General features: G+C 61.9%; 18 protein-coding genes. 1 reads left to right on the top strand and 17 read right to left on the bottom strand.

Annotated elements, in window-relative coordinates; all coding sequences use genetic code 11:
• Positions 1 to 114: 114 nt before the first annotated feature.
• Complete coding sequence (gene mltF, locus AB5Y80_RS10355; protein ID WP_109112009.1) at positions 115 to 1,608, top strand: membrane-bound lytic murein transglycosylase MltF; 1,494 nt, start codon at positions 115 to 117, stop codon at positions 1,606 to 1,608.
• Between the two features lie 322 nt (positions 1,609 to 1,930).
• Here the strand turns inward: mltF and AB5Y80_RS10350 are convergent, their stop codons facing one another.
• From AB5Y80_RS10350 to iscU, 17 genes are all read right to left on the bottom strand, one after another.
• On the bottom strand, positions 1,931 to 2,161 hold the full coding sequence (locus AB5Y80_RS10350; protein ID WP_039038718.1) for a zinc ribbon domain-containing protein: 231 nt from the start codon (positions 2,159 to 2,161) through the stop codon (positions 1,931 to 1,933).
• A 123-nt stretch (positions 2,162 to 2,284) separates the two neighbouring features.
• Positions 2,285 to 3,781, bottom strand: a complete 1,497-nt coding sequence (gene der, locus AB5Y80_RS10345; protein ID WP_010675045.1) for a ribosome biogenesis GTPase Der — start codon at positions 3,779 to 3,781, stop codon at positions 2,285 to 2,287.
• A 74-nt stretch (positions 3,782 to 3,855) separates the two neighbouring features.
• Complete coding sequence (bamB, locus tag AB5Y80_RS10340; protein ID WP_039038719.1) at positions 3,856 to 5,040, bottom strand: outer membrane protein assembly factor BamB; 1,185 nt, start codon at positions 5,038 to 5,040, stop codon at positions 3,856 to 3,858.
• A complete protein-coding gene (locus AB5Y80_RS10335) occupies positions 5,033 to 5,683 on the bottom strand; it encodes a tetratricopeptide repeat protein (protein WP_042863977.1) in 651 nt (216 codons plus the stop codon). The genes bamB and AB5Y80_RS10335 overlap by 8 nt, the downstream gene beginning before the upstream one ends.
• A 3-nt stretch (positions 5,684 to 5,686) precedes the next feature.
• Positions 5,687 to 6,964, bottom strand: a complete 1,278-nt coding sequence (hisS, locus tag AB5Y80_RS10330) for a histidine--tRNA ligase (RefSeq protein ID WP_039038721.1) — start codon at positions 6,962 to 6,964, stop codon at positions 5,687 to 5,689.
• A 138-nt stretch (positions 6,965 to 7,102) separates the two neighbouring features.
• Positions 7,103 to 8,233 (bottom strand): flavodoxin-dependent (E)-4-hydroxy-3-methylbut-2-enyl-diphosphate synthase, encoded by a 1,131-nt coding sequence (ispG, locus tag AB5Y80_RS10325; protein WP_010675049.1) that lies wholly within the window; start codon positions 8,231 to 8,233, stop codon positions 7,103 to 7,105.
• A gap of 10 nt (positions 8,234 to 8,243) precedes the next feature.
• Positions 8,244 to 9,164, bottom strand: a complete 921-nt coding sequence (locus AB5Y80_RS10320) for a RodZ domain-containing protein (RefSeq protein ID WP_041213013.1) — start codon at positions 9,162 to 9,164, stop codon at positions 8,244 to 8,246.
• On the bottom strand, positions 9,154 to 9,945 hold the full coding sequence (gene tapF / locus AB5Y80_RS10315; RefSeq protein ID WP_080768047.1) for a PilW family type IVa pilus biogenesis/stability lipoprotein TapF: 792 nt from the start codon (positions 9,943 to 9,945) through the stop codon (positions 9,154 to 9,156). Before tapF ends, AB5Y80_RS10320 begins: the two co-directional genes overlap by 11 nt.
• A gap of 11 nt (positions 9,946 to 9,956) precedes the next feature.
• Entirely contained in the window at positions 9,957 to 11,060 is a 1,104-nt protein-coding gene (locus AB5Y80_RS10310) for a bifunctional tRNA (adenosine(37)-C2)-methyltransferase TrmG/ribosomal RNA large subunit methyltransferase RlmN (RefSeq protein ID WP_041213014.1), read from the bottom strand.
• A gap of 167 nt (positions 11,061 to 11,227) precedes the next feature.
• On the bottom strand, positions 11,228 to 11,656 hold the full coding sequence (gene ndk, locus AB5Y80_RS10305) for a nucleoside-diphosphate kinase (protein ID WP_042016652.1): 429 nt from the start codon (positions 11,654 to 11,656) through the stop codon (positions 11,228 to 11,230).
• A gap of 277 nt (positions 11,657 to 11,933) precedes the next feature.
• A complete protein-coding gene (gene pepB / locus AB5Y80_RS10300) occupies positions 11,934 to 13,217 on the bottom strand; it encodes an aminopeptidase PepB (protein ID WP_039038726.1) in 1,284 nt (427 codons plus the stop codon).
• Positions 13,214 to 14,515: an aminopeptidase PepB gene (gene pepB / locus AB5Y80_RS10295; protein ID WP_368172882.1), complete on the bottom strand. Its 1,302-nt coding sequence runs from the start codon at positions 14,513 to 14,515 to the stop codon at positions 13,214 to 13,216. Before pepB (AB5Y80_RS10295) ends, pepB (AB5Y80_RS10300) begins: the two co-directional genes overlap by 4 nt.
• Positions 14,516 to 14,672: 157 nt before the next feature.
• Positions 14,673 to 15,011 carry an ISC system 2Fe-2S type ferredoxin gene (gene fdx, locus AB5Y80_RS10290; protein WP_005299781.1) on the bottom strand — a complete coding sequence of 113 codons (339 nt, stop codon included), beginning with the start codon at positions 15,009 to 15,011 and terminating at the stop codon, positions 14,673 to 14,675.
• A 1-nt stretch (position 15,012) separates the two neighbouring features.
• Positions 15,013 to 16,860, bottom strand: coding sequence for a Fe-S protein assembly chaperone HscA (gene hscA, locus AB5Y80_RS10285; protein ID WP_368172881.1), 1,848 nt, complete (start codon positions 16,858 to 16,860; stop codon positions 15,013 to 15,015).
• A 28-nt stretch (positions 16,861 to 16,888) separates the two neighbouring features.
• Positions 16,889 to 17,407: a co-chaperone HscB gene (gene hscB / locus AB5Y80_RS10280; RefSeq protein WP_042863981.1), complete on the bottom strand. Its 519-nt coding sequence runs from the start codon at positions 17,405 to 17,407 to the stop codon at positions 16,889 to 16,891.
• A gap of 190 nt (positions 17,408 to 17,597) precedes the next feature.
• A complete protein-coding gene (iscA, locus tag AB5Y80_RS10275) occupies positions 17,598 to 17,921 on the bottom strand; it encodes an iron-sulfur cluster assembly protein IscA (RefSeq protein ID WP_010675058.1) in 324 nt (107 codons plus the stop codon).
• Positions 17,922 to 17,936: 15 nt separating this feature from the next.
• Positions 17,937 to 18,320, bottom strand: coding sequence for a Fe-S cluster assembly scaffold IscU (gene iscU, locus AB5Y80_RS10270; RefSeq protein ID WP_010675059.1), 384 nt, complete (start codon positions 18,318 to 18,320; stop codon positions 17,937 to 17,939).
• Between the last annotated feature and the right edge of the window lie 54 nt (positions 18,321 to 18,374).

The following is an 18,374-nucleotide window of genomic DNA, read 5'->3' as shown; positions in this document are numbered from 1 at the left end:
TTTGAGACGCGCGTATTATAGGGATCAGGCCCATCCTGAACAAACGTTTTTCTCATCTCGCGCGGTGTGACTCCCTTCATACTCTCTGGTATAAAGGTGCCTCTTTTTTGACAAATGCCGATTTTTTCAACAAGGGTACTCACCTACTTGCGCTGCATTTTTCGACTGTTCATCGGGATGATGTTGACGCTGGCCCTGGCCGGTTGCGACTTCTACCACCCCTCCAGCCAACTGGAGCAGATCCGCCAGCGAGGCGAGATCCGGGTTGGCACCCTCTATGGCCCCACTTCCTATTACCAGCGTGACGACACCGCACTGGGGTTCGACTACGAGCTGGCGCAGCTTTACGCCGACTGGCTGGGGGTCAAGCTGACCATAGTACCGGCCTACAGCACCGCCGAGCTGGTCGAGCAACTGCAAAAGGGCAAGCTGGATCTCGCCGCCGCCGCCATCGTCGTGACCCCGGAGCGGCGCAAGCTGTTCCGCTTCGGCCCTGGCTTCTACCAGGTCTCCCCCAAGCTGGTCTATCGCAACGGCTCCTCCAGGCCCAAGAACCTCGGTGACATCAAGGGCAACATAGTGGTGCCGGCGGGCTCCACCGGCGAGGACCTGATGAAGGAGCTGGCCAAGCAGTACCCCAACCTGAAGTGGAGCACCAATCGGGATGCGGACGTGGAGGAACTGCTCAAGCAGGTGGCCGACGGCAAGGTGGACTACACGGTGGTGCAGGACACCATACTGGCCCGTACCCAGCGCTACTACCCCGAACTCACCGAAGGCTTGACCCTCGCCAGCAAGCAGACCGTGGCCTGGGCCATGACCAAGCTGCCCGACGACAGCCTCTACGCCAGCATCATCGACTTCTTCGGTCAGCGCTTCATGGATGGCGCCATCGCCAAGCTCGACGAGAAGTACTTCGGCCACGTGCAGAACTTCGACTTCGTCGACACCCGTACCTTCCTGCAACGGGCCAAGAGCCTGCTGCCCAAGTACCAGGCGCTGTTCCAGACCCACGCCAAGGATATCGACTGGCGGCTGCTGGCCGCCATCAGCTATCAGGAATCCCACTGGGATCCCCAGGCACGCTCCTACACCGGGGTGCGCGGCATGATGATGCTCACCGGTCCGACCGCCAAGGCGATGGGGGTAAACGATCGCACCCACCCGGAAGAGAGCATCAAGGGGGGCGCCCGCTACCTGCAGGAGATGATGGCGAAGGTGCCCGACTCGGTCCCGGCGGACGAGAAAGTGTGGTTTGCCCTCACCGCCTACAACATCGGCTACGGCCACATGATGGATGCCCGCCGCCTGACCAAGGAGCTGGGCAAGAATCCGGACGCCTGGAGCGACGTGAAAGAGGTGTTGCCGCTGCTGCAGCAGTCACGCTGGCATCGCAAGGTACGCTATGGCTATGCCCGTGGCGGCGAGGCGCGCAACTATGTCAACAACGTGCGCCAGTACTACCAGAGCCTGCTCTGGCTCGACAACGAACAGCAGAAGGCCCATCGTCGGGAGGAGCTGGACGAGGACGACAGCAGCGAGCCGGACGTGCCGGCACAGCGTCCGGCCATCATCGCCGAAGTGGTCAAACAGATCATCACCCCCTAGCCTCGCCGGGGGTGTGTTTTCCCGCCCTGTTCTCTGTTACCATCCTTGGGTATACGAGGGGCGCTGGAGCGAACTTATTGCAATGTATTCATTGCGTTGCAGTTCCTGCCAAGGGCCCTTTCGACCCCACGCAAGACCAGGGAGGAGAACAGGATGCGAGCACGCAGAAGAGCCATGTTGGCCCGAAAAACCAAATGTGCCTGGAGCCCGAGACGCAAGCTCAAGCTGGCCGACATGAAACGCAAGATCTGGCACAGAAACCGCTCCTTCACGCTGCTGATAGCGGAGCACACAGTATAAACCCGGCATCAGCCGGGTTTTTTTATGCCTTGTCAGGCTGCGCTTCAAACAGAACGGTGCGCTTGGAGACCAGGGTGTTGCAGTGGTTGCAAAAATAATCCACCGCGCCGCAAGCCCGAAGCCGTTCCAGCTCCTGCCCGCAGGCAGGACACAGGGCCCGGATGCGATAACGGGCCTGACACTGGCCACACGTCGTCTCGCGGCTGCGGCTGTCCAGTTCGCCCTGACAGGCAGGGCAGGTCAGCGTGTTCATTCTCTTCTCGACTCCTCTTTAGGTCACTGTGCACCGGCATTACCCGCAGCCCCTCCCCCGGTTTGTCTGCCCTGAAGAGGGCCACCAAGAAAAACGGCTGCCGGTAAGGGCAGCCGCAGGGCTTTATTTCTTCGCTTTGGCCTTGAGCAGGCGCTTGCGCTGGCGTTCCTGGCTCAGGGTCAGGGTGTTCTTCTTGCCCTCGAACGGGTTGACCGACTCCTGGAACTCCACCCGGATCGGGGTACCCATGATCTTCAACGACTTGCGGAAGTAGTTGATGAGGTAGCGCTTGTAGGAGTCCGGCAGGTCGTTCAACTGGTTGCCGTGGATCACGATGCGCGGCGGGTTGTAGCCACCGGCGTGGGCATACTTCAGCTTGACCCGGCGACCGTTCACCATGGGCGGCTGGTGATCTTCCTGGGCCATTTGCATGATGCGGGTCAGCATGGCGGTGCTGGTACGGCGAGTCGCGGACTCGTAAGCCTCGTTGATGGATTCGAACAGGTGACCGACGCCGCTGCCGTGCAGGGCGGAGATGAAGTGCACCCGGGCGAAGTCGATGAAGCCCAGACGTCTGTCCAGCTCGTTCTTGACGTCCTCTTTCACCTTCTGATCCAGACCGTCCCACTTGTTGACCACCAGTACCACGGAGCGGCCGCTGTTGAGCACGAAGCCGAGGATGCTCAAGTCCTGATCGGTGATGGTCTCCCGGGCGTCAATGACCAGCAGGCAGACGTTGGCATCTTCAATCGCCTTGAGCGTCTTGATGACGGAGAACTTCTCCACCGTCTCGTGCACCTTGCCACGGCGACGCACGCCGGCGGTATCGATGACCACGTATTTCTGATCGTCGCGCTCCATGGGGATGTAGACGGAGTCGCGGGTGGTACCCGGCATGTCGTAGACGATGACCCGATCTTCACCCAGCATGCGGTTGGTCAGGGTGGACTTGCCGACGTTGGGACGACCGACGATAGCAAATTTGATGGGCAGGTCGGCGAACGGCGTCTCCTTGGTGTCTTCCCGGGTGTCGAGCTCACCGGCGGCCACCATGCGCAGCAGGGCCTCTTCGTCGAACTCCTCCAGCTCCTCTTCCTCTTGTGCCTCGGTGGCAGAGCCGACCAGAGTCTCGAGGTGGGGGGCCAGGGCCAGCTCCAGCAGGCTCAGTACGCCACGGCCGTGGGCGGCCGCCATCTGGTAGACCTCGCCCAGGGCCAGACCGTAGAACTCGGACACCGCGGAGTCACCGTCGATGCCGTCGGTCTTGTTGGCCACCAGAAACACCTTCTTGTGGGTCTTGCGCAGGTGCTCGGCGATGGCCTGATCCGCCGCGGTGAGACCGGCACGGGCATCCACCATGAAGAGCACCACATCGGCCTCTTCGATGGCCAGCAGGGACTGCTCGGCCATCTTCAGCTCGATCCCCTCCTCGGTGCCATCGATACCGCCGGTATCGACCACGATAAATTCCAGCTCGCCCAGCTTCGCCTGGCCATATTTGCGGTCCCGGGTCAGGCCGGGGAAGTCGGCAACCAGGGCATCCCGGGTACGGGTCAGGCGGTTAAACAGGGTGGATTTCCCCACGTTGGGGCGGCCCACCAGGGCAACTACAGGAGTCATAAAAGCCTCATTCTCAAGACGACAAAGGCTCCGGGTCCGAAGACCAGGAGCCGGATATTCACATTATCGGACGATCAAGGACGCTTGAGGGCGTACAACTTGCCGTCACGGCTCTGCACATACAGGGTGTCACCCTCCACCAGCGGAGCGGCATAGAGACCACTGCTGTCGAGCTGCTGCATGGCCTTGATGGTCCCGTCGGTACGGTCCAGCCAATACAGGTAACCTTCCACATCGCCGACCACCACATAGTCACCCAGGATGACGGGGGCGGTCACGGTGCGGTTTTCCAGCTGGGTGTTGGACCACAGCTCGAGACCGTTGCGACGATCGACCGCAAACAGATGGCTGCGGCTGTCGGTCAGCACGATGGCATTGCCGGTCACCGCCATGTCGCGATAACCGGAATACTTGCGCTTCCACACTTCGTCGCCGCTCATCAGCTTGCGCGCCATCAACTGGCCGTTGTAGGCGATGGCGTAGAGCTCATCACCGGCAATCAGCGGGCTGGCATCGACGTCCACCATCCGATCCAGTTCGGTGGCGCCGCGCGGGTCAGCCACCTTGGATTGACGCACCGGCTGGCCGTTGCTCAGCAGGGCGATGCCCACCTTGCCATCGGCGCGGCCATAGATGACGGCACCGTTGGTGATGATGGGGGCGCCGGCACTGCGCAGGGTCAGGGGCGGCTGCTCTTCGGACAGGGTCCACTGCAGCTTGCCCTCGTCGGTATCGAGCGCCACCAGGCGACCGGAGGTGGTCAGCACCACCACGCGGCCATCCTCGACGGCGGGGCTCGCCACCACTTCCCCCGGCACCGTGGTCTGCCACAGCACTTCGCCGTTGGCCTCGTTCAGGGCGTAGACCACCCCGTTTTCGGACCCGAGGAACAGCTTGCCGTAGCGGGAAACCAGGCCGCCGGAGAGACGGGCGCTGCGCTTGTCGGCGTTGATGGGCAGATCTGCCAGATCCACGCTCCACAGCTCCTTGCCGCTCTCGCGCTCGAAGGCGGTCACATCGCCATCACGGGCCGCTGCATAGATGCGGTCCTCTTCCACCACCGGCTTGAGCTGGGAGTAGAAGTTGCCGATGCCATCCCCGACCGAGGAGGACCAGGCGGTATCGGCAGTGAACGCGGACTCGACCTTGGGCAGGGGCGCCATGGGGTTGAGATCCTCTTCCGAACTGAACAGGGAGCACCCCTGCAAGGCGAAGGAGACAGCCACCCCCAGCGCCATTCGCTTGTACAGATTACGCATCCGGAGCCTCGCCCGCAGTGACGGCTGGCAGCGCCAGATCATCCATCTTCAGCTTGAGTTCGGCGCTGCTCTGCAGGCCGCCGGCATCCGCCGCTGCCTGATAGGCATCGCGCGCTTCTTCGGCCTTGCCCTGCTTTTGCAGGATGTCGCCGCGCACTTCCGCCACCTGGGCCTTGAAGGCGTCGTTGTTGATCTTGCCAAGCTGGGCCAGGGCCTCGTCAGCCTTGCCCTGATCGCTCAGGACCCGTGCCAGACGCAGGGCGGCGATGGGCTTGATGCTGTCATCGCCACTGGCGGCCACCAGGGTCAGCTGCTCGGCAGCCAGATCCAGCTTGCCCGCCTTGACGGCGGCCGCGGCCAGTTGCAGGGCAGCCAGCTCGGCATAGGCGTCACCCTTGTGGGCGGTAATGAAGCTCTTTGCCTGCTCCAGGGCGGCGTCGTCCCCCTTGGCGAGCTGGGCGGTCATCTCGTTGTAAGCCTGGGAGGCGGCTTCCTGGTTGTTCTGCTGCATCTCGTTGTAGTAGCGCCAGCCAAAGAGGCCGACCAGACCGATCACGGTCCCGGCGATCACCGAGGTGCCGTTCTCTTTCCACCAGTTCTTGATGACCTCAACCTGTTGTTCTTCAGTGGTATACACTTCCACAGCTTACTCTCCTTTCGCTGCCAGCAGGGCGATGGCGGCATCGACCGAGACGGTCTGTTGCTCGGCCTGGCCACGCAGATATTTGATGGTGATCTCCCCGCTTTGCACCTCGGTCTCCCCAAGGATCAGGGCAATGGCCGCGCCGCTCTTGTCGGCACGCTTGAGTTGTTTCTTGAAATTGCCGCCGCCGCAGTGGCTCATGAGGCGCAAGTCCGGCAGGGCATCGCGCAGGCGCTCTGCCAGGGCAAAGCCAGCCTGTTCCGTCCCCTCACCCACCATGCAGAGATAGACATCCACCGCCGGGCGGATGTCAGCATTGAGCTCGAGGGTTTCAAGCATCAGCACCAGACGCTCCATGCCCATGGCAAAGCCCACCGCCGGGGTCGGCTGGCCACCGAGCTGCTCCACCAGGCCGTCGTAGCGACCACCGGCACAGACGGTGCCCTGGGCACCCAGGCTGTTGGTCACCCACTCGAACACGGTCAGGTTGTAGTAGTCGAGGCCGCGCACCAGACGCTCGTTCACCTCGAACTGGATGCCGGCCGCCGTGAGCAGGCGCTTGAGCCCTTCAAAGTGAGCCAGGCTCTCTTCGCCCAGGTGGTCGAACAGACGGGGGGCACCCGCCAGGATGGCCTGCACTTTTTCGTCTTTGGAGTCGAGCACCCGCAGGGGGTTGCTGTACATGCGGCGCTGGCTCTCTTCGTCCAGCTCGCTCTTGTACTGTTCCAGATAGGCGACCAGGGCATCGCGGTAGGCGGCACGTTCGCTGCTCTGGCCGAGGGTGTTGAGCTGCAAGGTGACGTGATCGCTGATGCCGAACAGACGCCACAGGCGGTGAGTCAGCATGATGAGCTCGGCATCGATGTCCGGCCCGTTGATGCCGAACAGCTCGACCCCGAACTGGTGGAACTGGCGATAGCGACCTTTCTGGGGACGCTCGTGACGGAACATGGGGCCCATGTACCACATCCGGCGTTCCTGGTTGTAAAGCAGACCGTGCTCGATGCCGGCACGCACACAACTGGCGGTCCCTTCCGGACGCAGGCTCAGGCTGTCGCCGTTGCGGTCTTCAAAGGTGTACATCTCTTTTTCGACCACGTCGGTCACTTCACCGATGGCACGCTTGAACAGATGGGTCTGCTCGACGATGGGCATGCGCACTTCGCTGTAGCCATAACTGGCCACGACCTGGCGCAGGATCTGTTCTACTTTCTGCCATACCGGGCTCTGCTCCGGCAGGCAATCATTCATACCGCGAATAGCTTGGATCTGTTTTGCCACGTTGATACTCGAGAAAAAGAGGTAAAATTTGGCCGCATTATAGGGATTTTCGACCCCGAGGTAAAATCGGGTGCCCGGATGCGGGATGTAAAATCAACAACCTAAAGCCGGGGCCACCCCAGGTGGCCCCGTCATCGTTCAACCTTTGTCCACCTGGATCTGGTTGGCCGGATCCAGCATGGCAGCCCGGGCACGGATGCGACGCTCCAGGGTCGGGATCAAATCCTTGTTGTCGAGCCGGTCGACCCGCTGGCCCCCCTCGTAGAAGGCACTCTTGTTGGCGGCGCCCGCAAGGCCGAGATCGGAGACCAGCGCCTCCCCCGGACCGTTCACCACGCAACCGATGATGGAGACATCCATCGGGGTGATGATGTCTTCGAGCCGCTCTTCCAGGGCATTGACAGTGCCGATGACGTCGAACTCCTGACGGGAGCAGGAGGGACAAGCGATGAAGTTGATGCCGCGGGAACGGATACGCAGGGATTTGAGGATGTCGAAGCCCACCTTCACCTCTTCCACCGGATCGGCGGCCAGGGAGATGCGCAGGGTGTCGCCAATCCCTTCGCTCAGCAACATGCCAAGGCCAATGGCGGACTTGACCGCGCCGGCGCGAAAACCGCCCGCTTCCGTGATGCCCAGATGCAGGGGTTGATCGATCTGCTTGGCCAGCAGGCGATAGGCACCGACCGCCAGGAAGACATCGGACGCCTTGACGCTCACCTTGAAGTTCTGGAAGTCGAGGCGATCCAGGTAATCCACGTGGCGCATGGCGGACTCCAGCAGCGCCTCTGGGGTCGGCTCGCCGTATTTCTCCTGGAGATCACGCTCAAGGGAACCGCCGTTGACGCCGATCCGGATGGGGATGTTGTAGTGACGGGCGCAATCCACCACCGCACGCACCCGCTCTTCGTTGCCGATGTTGCCCGGGTTGATCCGCAGGCAGTCGGCCCCGTACTCGGCCACTTTGAGGGCGATGCGGTAGTCGAAGTGAATGTCGGCCACGATGGGGATGCGGGTCTGCTGCTTGATGAGCTTGAACGCTTCCGCCGCCTCCATGGTGGGGACGGAGACCCGGACGATGTCGGCGCCGACCCGCTCGATCCGCTGGATCTGCTCGACGGTAGCGGCCACGTCCGTGGTCTTGGTGTTGGTCATGGTCTGTACCGTGATGGGGGCATCGCCCCCAACCGGCACGTTGCCGACCATGATCTGTCTGGATTTGCGACGAACGATGGGTGATTCGTGTGCGGGCTTTTCGTGAACAGACATGGCGGACTGATTACTCCTGCGGCAGTGAGAAGCGGGCAGTCCGGCCGTTGTTGTAACGGCTCATGTCGAAGGACTTGCCCTGATATTCGAGATTGACCGCCATGGGCGCGCCAATGATGAATCTAAGTGGCTCGGGTCCTTCCAGTACCAGTTCGTCGTTCGCCTTCTTCAGACCGCTGAACAGGGTCTTGCCGTTGGCATCCTTGACGTCCAGCCAGCAATCGGCGGTGAAGCTCATCTTGAGCTGGGGCGCCTTGGCGGGCTCGGTGGTCGTGCTCTCGGCAGTCGAGACCGCACCGGAAACGTCCGTCGGGACGGCTGCGCTGGCATCCGTAGCGACCACAGGCAGGGTCGCGGTGGCACCGCTCACCACAACCTGGGTGGACACGGCATCGGACGCTGCGGGCAGCACGGGCTCGGCGACCTCCACGGCGGGGGCAACATTCGCTTCCGGCGTATTGACGGTCGCGCTCATCTCGGTCGCCGCCAGGGCGTCGTCACCGGCGGAGCGGCGCGCCGTGCTCTGCCACCACCAGGCGACGGAGAGCCCGATCAGCACCAGGATCACCAGCCAGGTCACCACCTTGAGCCGGCTGTCATTGGCCTGCTGGCGGGAGCGACGGGAGAAGCTCTGCATGTCGATGTTGTCGGGGGGAGTCAGTCCCAGCTTCTCGTAGGCGGCGAGGATGGTCTCCTCGGGAATGCCCACGAGCTTGGCATAGGCCCGCAGATAGCCACGAATGAAGGTATGGGACGTGTGCTTGTCATAGGTATCCGCTTCGATGGCGGCGATCAGGGTCAGACGAAGGTGAATGCGGGACGCAACCTGTTCCCGGGTCCAGCCGAGCTGTTCACGGGCGTTGCGCAGCAGCTGGCCTGGGCCCGCTGCCTGGGAGTCGTCTTGGAAATCGTGTGGCTGTTCAGTAGTCATTGGCTAAGTAACGCTTGGCTTGTTGCGAAGTGGGATATTGCCTTACCAGCTCAGTCCCGAATTGGTGAAGTAATGCCGGTTTGTCCATGGCCTGGGCCAGCCGCAGCCGGAGCCAGAGGCTCTCCTCGTTCTCCTCTGCCACGTCGGCAAAGCGCGCGAGGTAAGACTGGACATCAGGAAGCTTGCCATCTTTCATGGAAAGCTCGGCCATGTCCAGCAATAACCTAGGATTGCGGGGATTATACCCCAAGGCCAGACGATAATACTCGCCGGCCTTGTCATTTCTGTGATTTTGCATCGAGCAGAGCGCCGCATTCTCGTAGGTATCGGCGATCTTCACGTAATCGGGCTGGCTGACGGCCTGCAAGAACGCCTTTTCCGCTTCGTCGAAGCGGCCACGGTTGCAGAGGAAGGCGCCATAGTTGTTCATCGCGTCAGCATTGGACGGATCCATGGCCAGCGCTTTCTTGTAGCTCGCCTCGGCGGCCTTGAAATCCGACACCTGCTGATAGAAATAGGCAAAACCGATGTAGACCTGAGGATTGTTGGGATCGTACTGAAGGGCGCGGTCGAGGTTGAATTTGGCCTGCTCGGCATTGCCCTGGCGCAGATACTGGATACCCAAATCGAGACGAGTCTGGGCGGCGGCCTTCAGGTCGGGACCTACTTCACGCTGGGTCGAATTCTGGCCAGCGTAAGTGGTCTCTGTGACACAGCCTGGCAGCGCACAGAGCGCTGCCACTACGATCAATGTACGGATATCCATTTCCTGTCTATACAATGGCTTAGGAGTTAAACCATTTTGACGGAAATCCCATCCTGTTGCATCCGATTTTTCATGGTGCGCTTGGTGCGGTCGATCACCTCCCCCACCAGCTGCCCACAGGCGGCGTCAATGTCGTCACCACGGGTCTTGCGCACGATGACGGTCAGGCCGTATTCCATCAACACCTTGGAGAAACGGTCGATACGGCTGTTGCTCGGCTTGCCAAACGGGTTGCCCGGGAAGGGGTTGAACGGGATCAGGTTGATCTTGCAAGGAGTTTCCTTGAGAACCTTGGCCAGCTCATGGGCATGCTGCATGTCGTCGTTGATGTGATCGAGCAGCACATACTCCACGGTCACCCGGCCGCCGTTGGCGTTGGACTTGGCCAGATAGCGGCGTACCCCGGCAAGGAATGACTCGATGTTGTACTTGTCGTTGATCGGCATGATCTCGGAACGCAACTGGTCGTTCGGTGCATGCAGGGAGATGGCCAGGGCAACGTCGATCTGGTCCCCCAGCATGTCCAGCGCCGGCACCACACCGGAGGTGGAGAGAGTGACGCGGCGCTTGGAGATGCTGAAGCCGAAGTCATCCATCATCAGCTTCATGGCAGGTACCACGTTGGCGAGGTTGAGCAGCGGCTCACCCATGCCCATCATCACCACGTTGGTGATGGGGCGTTTGCCGCCCACCACTTTGGCGGCACGCCACACCTGGCCGATGATCTCGGAGACTTTCAGGTTGCGGTTAAAGCCTTGCTGGGCGGTGGAGCAGAAGGTGCACGCCAGGGCACAACCCACCTGGGAGGAGACGCACAGGGTAGCGCGGTCCGCTTCCGGAATGTAGACGGTCTCCACCTCCTGATCTCCCACCTGCAGCGCCCATTTGATGGTGCCATCGGCGGAGCGCTGTTCACGGCTGATCTCGGGGGCACGGATCTCGGCAATGGCCTTGAGCCGCTCGCGCAGCGCCTTGTTGACGTTGCTCATCTGATCGAAATCATCACAACCGAAGTGATAGATCCACTTCATTATCTGGTCTGCCCGGAACGGCTTCTCGCCCAACTCGACGAAGAAGGCACGCATGGCATCCCGGTCGAGATCCAGCAGGTTGGTTTTTGTTTCGCTCATCAGGGGCCTCAGCTCACACACTTCATAAATTATCGGCTGACCTACGTCAGGGGGCGGCATTGTACAAATAATGGGTCTGGCTTTCCACCTGGAGAATAAGTGGATATTGGCAGGATGACCAAAAAACAAAAGGGAGCCGAAGCTCCCTTGGTCACCAGCAGACAACATCAGCCGCGCGGGCAGATCTCGTCGTCGGAAAAGAAGTAGGCGATTTCACGGGCGGCAGAGGCCGGGGCATCGGAGCCATGGACGGCGTTGCGATCGATGCTCTCGGCGTAGCAGGCGCGCAGGGTGCCGGCCAGGGCCTCTTTCGGGTTGGTGGCGCCCATGATTTCACGGTGACGGCGGATGGCGTCTTCACCTTCCAGCACCTGTACCATGACAGGGCCAGAGGTCATGAAACCGACCAGAGCATCATAAAACGGCTTGCCCTGGTGCTCGGCGTAGAAACCGGCGGCCTGTTCGCTGGTCAGGTGCAGCATCTTGGCGGCGATGACTTTCAGGCCGGCGCTTTCGAAGCGGCTGTAAATGGCACCAATCAGGTTCTTGCTGACCGCATCCGGCTTGACGATGGAGAAGGTACGTTCGATAGCCATTGAGTTCTTTCCTTAACTACAGAGTTTTATTGTAGGAATCCATGTTCGGCGGCGATTATACGTAAACAAAAAACGAAATAACACACAAAAAATCAACTTTTTGTTAAACAAAAGAATCCTTGAAACAACATGGTGACTCATCTTGTGCCAGGGCAGAGAGAAAAAATGTGCGCTTGCGCACGATCGGCATGCTAATGCCTCAAAACCGTATCAATTGCTCAGCAAAGCAGCACTGGAAAAGGCACCCTGAGGTGCCCTTGTGATGCCGTTCACTGACTCAGCGCGTCTCCGCCATCAGGGTATGGGCGATGGTGCGCATCCCCAGGGTATTGGCCCCGGGCGCCCACAGACTGTCGCCGTTTTCGCTGAAGCAGGCGGCGAGATCGACATGCAGCCAGCCTCTTCCCTCATCAGGGACAAAGCGGGAGAGGAAGCCTGCCGCATTGGAGGCCCCCCCCGGTCCGCCGCCCGGCACGGGGCGGCTGTTGGCGGTGTCGGCATAGTGGGACGGGCACTGCTGGCGATGCCAGGGCTCCAGCGGCAGCGGCCATGCTGGCTCCTGCTCCGCATCCGAATAGGCCATGGCGCGGCTCACCAGCCCCTTGTCGAGGCCAAACAGGGCGTTGTAACGCCCCCCCAGCGCCATCACGGCCGCCCCGGTGAGGGTGGCAGCGTCGATGATGAGCGGCGCACCAGACTCGCCGGCCAGTTGCAAGCCGTCGGCCAGGATCAGACGCCCTTCGGCGTCGGTATTGACCACCTCCACCGTGGTGCCGTTCTTGTAGGTGAGGATGTCACCCAGCTTGTAGGCATGGCCGGATACCAGGTTCTCGGCGCAGCAGAGGATGAGCTTCACCCGCTTGTCGAGGCCACGCAGAATGGCCAGCGCCAGCGCGCCGGTGACGATGGCGGCACCGCCCATGTCGTGTTTCATGGTCAGCATGCCCTGGGAGGTCTTCATGGAGTAGCCGCCGGAATCGAAGGTGATGCCCTTGCCCACCAGGGCGGCCGCTACCGGCGCCTTGGGATCCTTACCCGGATTGAAATCCAGCTCCAGCATCACGGGCTCGCGGTCACTGCCACGACCCACCTGATAGAGACCGACCCAGCCCGCCTGTTGCAGTGCCTCTCCCTTGAGGATGCGATGGCTGATCCGGTCCGGTGCCAGCTCGGTGAGGAAGGCGGCGGCTTCGACCGCCAGCTCCAGCGGCCCCAACTGCTCCGGGGTGGCGTTGGTCATCTCCCGCACCCAGCGCCCGCACAGCCAGCGCGCCTCCAGCTCCTCCCTGTCCTCCTCGGACGAAGTGGCCCACTGCAATCCCACTTCCGCCTTGGGCGTCTGCAGCCCCTGGGCAAAGGCCCACTGCTGCTCCCGCTCCCAGTGGCCAGCCAGGACCACCTGCTGGATCCCCTGGCTGCACAGGCGCCGCGCCGCCTGCTGGATATCCAGCAAGGGAGTGGCGCTCACCAGATGGATCACCATGCCGTCGGCACGGTGGGAGAGCAGTGCCCCCTCCCCCCACTCGGCCGGTGCAAACTCTCGGCTCAACCAGACGTTCATGCGCACACCTCCTGCAACCAGCGGGCAATCGTGCGAAGACCATGGCCCTTGGCCCCGGTCGCCCAGAGCTCATTGCCCGACTTCTGATAGGAAGCGGCCAGGTCCAGGTGCACCCAGCCATTGCCTTCGTCACGGACGAAGCGCGACAGGAACGCCGCTGCCGTGGTGGCGCCGGCAGTACCTTCGGCGGATGCCACATTGCCCAGCTCGGCAAAGGCAGAGGTGAGCTGGCCTGCGTGCCAGGGTTCGAGCGGCAGCGGCCAGGCCTTCTCGTTTTCGGCGTTGGCGGCAGCCAGCGCGCGCACCTGCTCCGCCTCATCGAGAGCAAACACGGCGTTGTAGTCGCGGCCCAGCGCTGTCTTGGCGGCGCCGGTCAGGGTGGCAGCGTCGAGGATGTAGGCAGCCCCGCTTTCGCTGGCGGCCAGCAGGCCGTCTGCCAGCACCAGGCGACCTTCCGCGTCGGTATTCTGGATCTCGACCGAGATGCCGTTGCGATAAGTGAGGATGTCGCCGAGCTTGAAGGCGTGGCCGGAGACCAGGTTCTCGGCGCAGCAGAGGATGAGCTTGACCCGCTTGTTCAGGCCACGGCTGATGGCCAGCGCCAGGGCGCCGGTTACCATGGCGGCGCCGCCCATGTCGGACTTCATCGGCAGCATGTTGTCGGAGGACTTCATGGAGTAGCCGCCGGAATCGAAAGTGATCCCCTTGCCCACCAGCGCCGCGACCACGGGGGCGTTGGCATCCCCGGTCGGGTTGTAGTCGAGCTCCAGCAGCACCGGCTCGCGCTCGCTGCCACGGCCCACCGACCAGATCCCGATATGACCCGATTCACGCAAGGCTTCGCCAGCGGTGATGCGGGCGGTCACCTTGTCACCGCCGAGGCTGCGAATGAGCAGCAGAGCGGACTCCGCCAGGCTCATGGGGTAGATGGCTTCCGGGCAGCCGTTGGTCACCTCGCGCACCCAGTGGGTCGCCTTGAGCAAGGCGGCGAGTTCGGCCGCTTCCTGTTCGCTCTGTTCACCAAAATCGAGCTCGCGAACCCCCTTGGCGGCATAGAAGCCCTGGGCAAAGGCGTAACGACGCTCCCCATTCCACCCCTCGCCCACCAGCTTGATGCGCTTGATGCCGCTCGACTCGAGGCGTCTGGCCCCCCGCTGGATGGCGCGCAGCGCCTCCTTCTCCTGGCCAGCGGCCAGATGGAGATGGGCCTCGTCCCCGTTGAAACTGAGCAGGGCACCCTCGCCCCACTGGGCGGCGGCAGCCTGGGACGACAACCTTACGTTCATCATGTCAGCCATGTTCTCTTGCTTCCTTTTTATTGGCACTTTCATCAACGAATAGGGAAATCACGGGCACAAAAAAGGCCGCTCCCTCAAGGGTCACGGCCTTCACCATATCATTACTGCACCATGAGATGCTGCACGCGCAATTCACTCATGTGTAATTAAGGGGTCATCAGTGGCGCTCGGACGCCAGATTCAGGGTGTACTTGGGCAGTTCCACCACCAGATCCTCGTCCGCCAGTCTGGCCTGGCAGCTGAGACGGGATTCCGGCTCCAGCCCCCACGCCTTGTCCAGCATGTCGTCTTCCAGCTCGTCGCTCGGCTCGAGGGAGTCGAACCCTTCCCGCACCACGCAGTGGCAGGTAGTACAAGCACAGGACTTCTCGCAGGCGTGCTCGATCTCGATGCCATTGCGCAGCGCGATATCCAGAATGGTTTCACCGGTCGCACCTTCGAGGGCCGCGCCATCCGGACAGAGCTCGGGATGGGGCAGAATAATCAGTTTTGGCATATCACACCTTGTTGACGTTTTGTCCGGTCAGCACCTTGCGGATGGAGGCATCCATCCGGCGGGCTGCAAATTCGCCACTGGCAGCGTCCGCCGCCTCGATGGCCTCTTTGATCTGGTTGGTGGTGCCCGTGCTGCGCATGGTCAGCAGATGGGCGATGGCGGCATCCAGCTCGGCCCACTCGGCGGGGCTCAATAAAGCCTCGCCATCGGCGGCCAGGGCGGCGTTGAGGCTCTCGACCACCCGGTCAGCCTCAACCTGCTGCTCAGCCAGCATGCGGGCATCCATGTCCTGCTGGGCATTGGCGATGGAGGCGCTCAGCATGTTGAGGATGTCATCTTCCCCCAGCCCGTAGGAGGGCTTGACCTGGATCTCGGCCTGCACGCCGGAGGATTTCTCCATGGCGCTGACCGACAGCAGACCGTCCGCATCCACCTGGAAGGTGACGCGAATGTGGGCGGCGCCGGCCGCCATGGGCGGAATGCCGGTCAGGGTGAAGCGGGCCAGGGAGCGGCAATCCGCCACCAGCTCGCGCTCCCCCTGCACCACGTGGATGGCCATTGCGGTCTGGCCATCCTTGAAGGTGGTGAACTCCTGGGCGCGGGCCACCGGAATGGTGGTATTGCGCGGGATCACCTTCTCGGCGAGGCCACCCATGGTCTCCAGACCCAGGGAAAGCGGGATGACGTCCAGCAGCAGCATCTCGGCGTCGGGCTTGTTGCCCACCAGGATGTCGGCCTGGATGGCGGCACCGATGGCCACCACCTTGTCAGGGTCGATGCTGGTCAAGGGGGTGCGGCCGAAGAACTCGCCCACCCGCTCGCGCACCAGCGGCACCCGGGTCGAGCCACCGACCATCACCACTTCCAGCACCTCTTCCTGCTCGAGACCCGCATCGCGCAGGGCGCGCCGACAGGCCTGCAGGGTGCGCTTGACCAGGGGCTGGATCAGCTCGTCAAACTGGCTGCGGGTGACGGTACCCTGCCAGCCGGCAAAGGTGCAGGCAACGGCATCGGCATCGGTGAGGCCGTGCTTGATGCTGGCCGCCGCATCCAGCAACTCGCGCTGGGTACGGGCATCGAGCTGACCGGACAACCCGGCTTGCTCTTTGAGCCAGTCCGCCAGCAGATGGTCGAAATCGTCACCACCGAGTGCCGAGTCGCCACCGGTGGCCATCACCTCAAACACCCCGCGATGCAGGCGCAGGATGGAGATATCGAAGGTTCCGCCACCCAGGTCATAGACGGCGATCACCCCTTCCTGACCGGAGTCGAGGCCATAGGCGATGGCGGCCGCCGTGGGTTCATTGAGCAACCGCAGCACGTGCAGTCCGGCCAGTCTGGCCGCGTCCTTGGTACCCTGACGCTGGGCATCGTCAAAATAGGCGGGCACCGTGATGACCACGCCGTCGAGGTCTCCCCCGAGGGACGCGGCACCGCGCTCGGCCAGTTTTTTCAGGATCTCGGCCGAGACCTGCACCGGATTGACCAGCCCCTGGCGGGTCTGCAATTGCGGCATGCCGTTGTCGGCCGCCACGAATTGATAGGGTTGCTGGCGGGTATCGATGTCGGCCAGCGCCTTGCCCATCATCCGCTTGACCGAAACGATGGTGTTGTGCGGATCGAGGGCCGCCTCACGCTTGGCATCGAAGCCAACCCGGATGGTATCGGCCTGGTAATGGACCACGGAAGGCAGCAGATCACGCCCCTGCTCGTCACAGAGGGTGTCGGCCTGGCCGCTGCGCACGGCGGCGACCAGGGAGTTGGTGGTGCCAAGATCGATGCCGACGGCACGTTTATGCTGGTGAGGTGCGGCGCTCTGGCCTGGCTCGGCAATTTGCAGTAATGCCATGGGTAATCACAATTCCTGCGTTAGAGGGTCAAGACTCGAACAGCGAGTCTTCGAATCGTTCCAGCTCCTCGAGGAGCTTGTCGACAAATTTGAGCTTGCGAACGCAATCCGCCGCCTGCAGATCCTCACCCCTGGTGAGAGAGTCGGTCAGCCGTTGCATCAACGCCTGGTGATCATGCCTGATCTCCTGGCGAAAATCCTTGATGGCCCCCTCAGGGTCGGCGTCGTCCTTGAGATCAGCCAGCCGCTCTCGCCACTCCAGCTGTTGCATCAGAAAGGCTGGATCTTGCAGTGTCTGCTGCTCGCCGCGAATATCGGTGCCCCGCAAGGAGAGCAGATACTCGGCTCGGCGCAAGGGGGCCTTGAGGGTGGTAAACGCATCGTTGATCTGGGCAGCACGCTGCACGGCAGCAAGCTGCTCCCGCTCGGGGGCAGTCGCAAAACGATCGGGATGGAACTGGGTCTGCAGCTGACGATAGGTGTCAGCCAGTTGGCGAGTATCGAGCTCGAAGCCCTCAGCCAGCCCGAACAGCTCGAAATGATTCATCCTTCGTCCTCAGACAATAGCGCTGGGAGTGCAACCACACTCGTCTTGAACTTGAAAGCAGTGGCATGGACTGGCGTCCACACCACTGTGTTGATGAGCAAGGTGTTGATCACAAGAGACTCGCCGCAACAGGGCTCACCCTTGGGGCTGCGAGGCGTTGCAAACATGGGCGATCGGTCAATCGAACCACTTACACGCTGAAGCTTTCGCCACAACCACATTCGCCTTTGGCATTCGGGTTGTTGAACTGGAAGCCCTCGTTGAGGCCTTCCTTCACGAAGTCCAGCTCGGTGCCATCCAGGTGGATCAGGCTCTTGGCATCCACGATGATCTTGACGCCTTTCTGCTCGAACACCTGATCCTCGGCAGCCAGCTCATCCACGAACTCGAGCACATAGGCAAGGCCAGAACAGCCGGTCGTCTTGACGCCGAGGCGCAGGCCGATGCCCTTGCCCCGGTTGATCATGAAGGAGGAAACCCGCGCCGCTGCGGCATCTGTCATGGTTATGGCCATACTGCTCTCCGGACCTTAAAGACCTTTCTTCTGCTTGTAATCGGCGATGGCGGCCTTGATGGCATCCTCCGCCAGAATGGAGCAGTGGATCTTCACCGGCGGCAGCGCCAGCTCTTCGGCGATGTCGGTGTTCTTGATACCGGCCGCTTCGTCCAGGGTCTTGCCCTTGACCCACTCGGTCACCAGAGAGCTGGAGGCGATGGCGGAACCACAGCCGTAGGTCTTGAATTTGGCATCTTCGATGATGCCATCGTCGCTGATCTTCAGTTGCAGCTTCATGACGTCACCACAGGCCGGTGCACCGACCATGCCGGTGGCGACGCTGGGATCGTTCTTGTCAAAACCACCGACGTTGCGGGGATTCTCGTAGTGGTCGATTACTTTTTCACTGTAAGCCATATCTAACTCCTGCTAATTCCGTTGTTCACCAGACCCTTGCCATGCTGGCAAGGA

Source organism: Aeromonas sp. R2-1 (assembly GCF_040908425.1).
Taxonomy (GTDB): Bacteria; Pseudomonadota; Gammaproteobacteria; order Enterobacterales; family Aeromonadaceae; genus Aeromonas; species Aeromonas caviae.
The sequence above is the reverse complement of the archived record's forward strand: the minus strand, read 5'-3'. Positions and strand labels throughout refer to the sequence as shown.

What these genes read in the sequence shown, in the direction of transcription:
- mltF (WP_109112009.1), top strand. Translation starts at nt 115, where the DNA reads ATGCCGATTTTTTCAACAAGGGTACTCACCTACTTGCGCTGCATTTTT.
- AB5Y80_RS10350 (WP_039038718.1), bottom strand. Translation starts at nt 2,161, where the DNA reads ATGAACACGCTGACCTGCCCTGCCTGTCAGGGCGAACTGGACAGCCGC.
- der (WP_010675045.1), bottom strand. Translation starts at nt 3,781, where the DNA reads ATGACTCCTGTAGTTGCCCTGGTGGGCCGCCCCAACGTGGGGAAATCC.
- bamB (WP_039038719.1), bottom strand. Translation starts at nt 5,040, where the DNA reads ATGCGTAATCTGTACAAGCGAATGGCGCTGGGGGTGGCTGTCTCCTTC.
- ispG (WP_010675049.1), bottom strand. Translation starts at nt 8,233, where the DNA reads ATGTCTGTTCACGAAAAGCCCGCACACGAATCACCCATCGTTCGTCGC.
- AB5Y80_RS10320 (WP_041213013.1), bottom strand. Translation starts at nt 9,164, where the DNA reads ATGACTACTGAACAGCCACACGATTTCCAAGACGACTCCCAGGCAGCG.
- AB5Y80_RS10310 (WP_041213014.1), bottom strand. Translation starts at nt 11,060, where the DNA reads ATGAGCGAAACAAAAACCAACCTGCTGGATCTCGACCGGGATGCCATG.
- ndk (WP_042016652.1), bottom strand. Translation starts at nt 11,656, where the DNA reads ATGGCTATCGAACGTACCTTCTCCATCGTCAAGCCGGATGCGGTCAGC.
- pepB (WP_039038726.1), bottom strand. Translation starts at nt 13,217, where the DNA reads ATGAACGTCTGGTTGAGCCGAGAGTTTGCACCGGCCGAGTGGGGGGAG.
- pepB (WP_368172882.1), bottom strand. Translation starts at nt 14,515, where the DNA reads ATGGCTGACATGATGAACGTAAGGTTGTCGTCCCAGGCTGCCGCCGCC.
- fdx (WP_005299781.1), bottom strand. Translation starts at nt 15,011, where the DNA reads ATGCCAAAACTGATTATTCTGCCCCATCCCGAGCTCTGTCCGGATGGC.
- hscA (WP_368172881.1), bottom strand. Translation starts at nt 16,860, where the DNA reads ATGGCATTACTGCAAATTGCCGAGCCAGGCCAGAGCGCCGCACCTCAC.
- hscB (WP_042863981.1), bottom strand. Translation starts at nt 17,407, where the DNA reads ATGAATCATTTCGAGCTGTTCGGGCTGGCTGAGGGCTTCGAGCTCGAT.
- iscA (WP_010675058.1), bottom strand. Translation starts at nt 17,921, where the DNA reads ATGGCCATAACCATGACAGATGCCGCAGCGGCGCGGGTTTCCTCCTTC.
- iscU (WP_010675059.1), bottom strand. Translation starts at nt 18,320, where the DNA reads ATGGCTTACAGTGAAAAAGTAATCGACCACTACGAGAATCCCCGCAAC.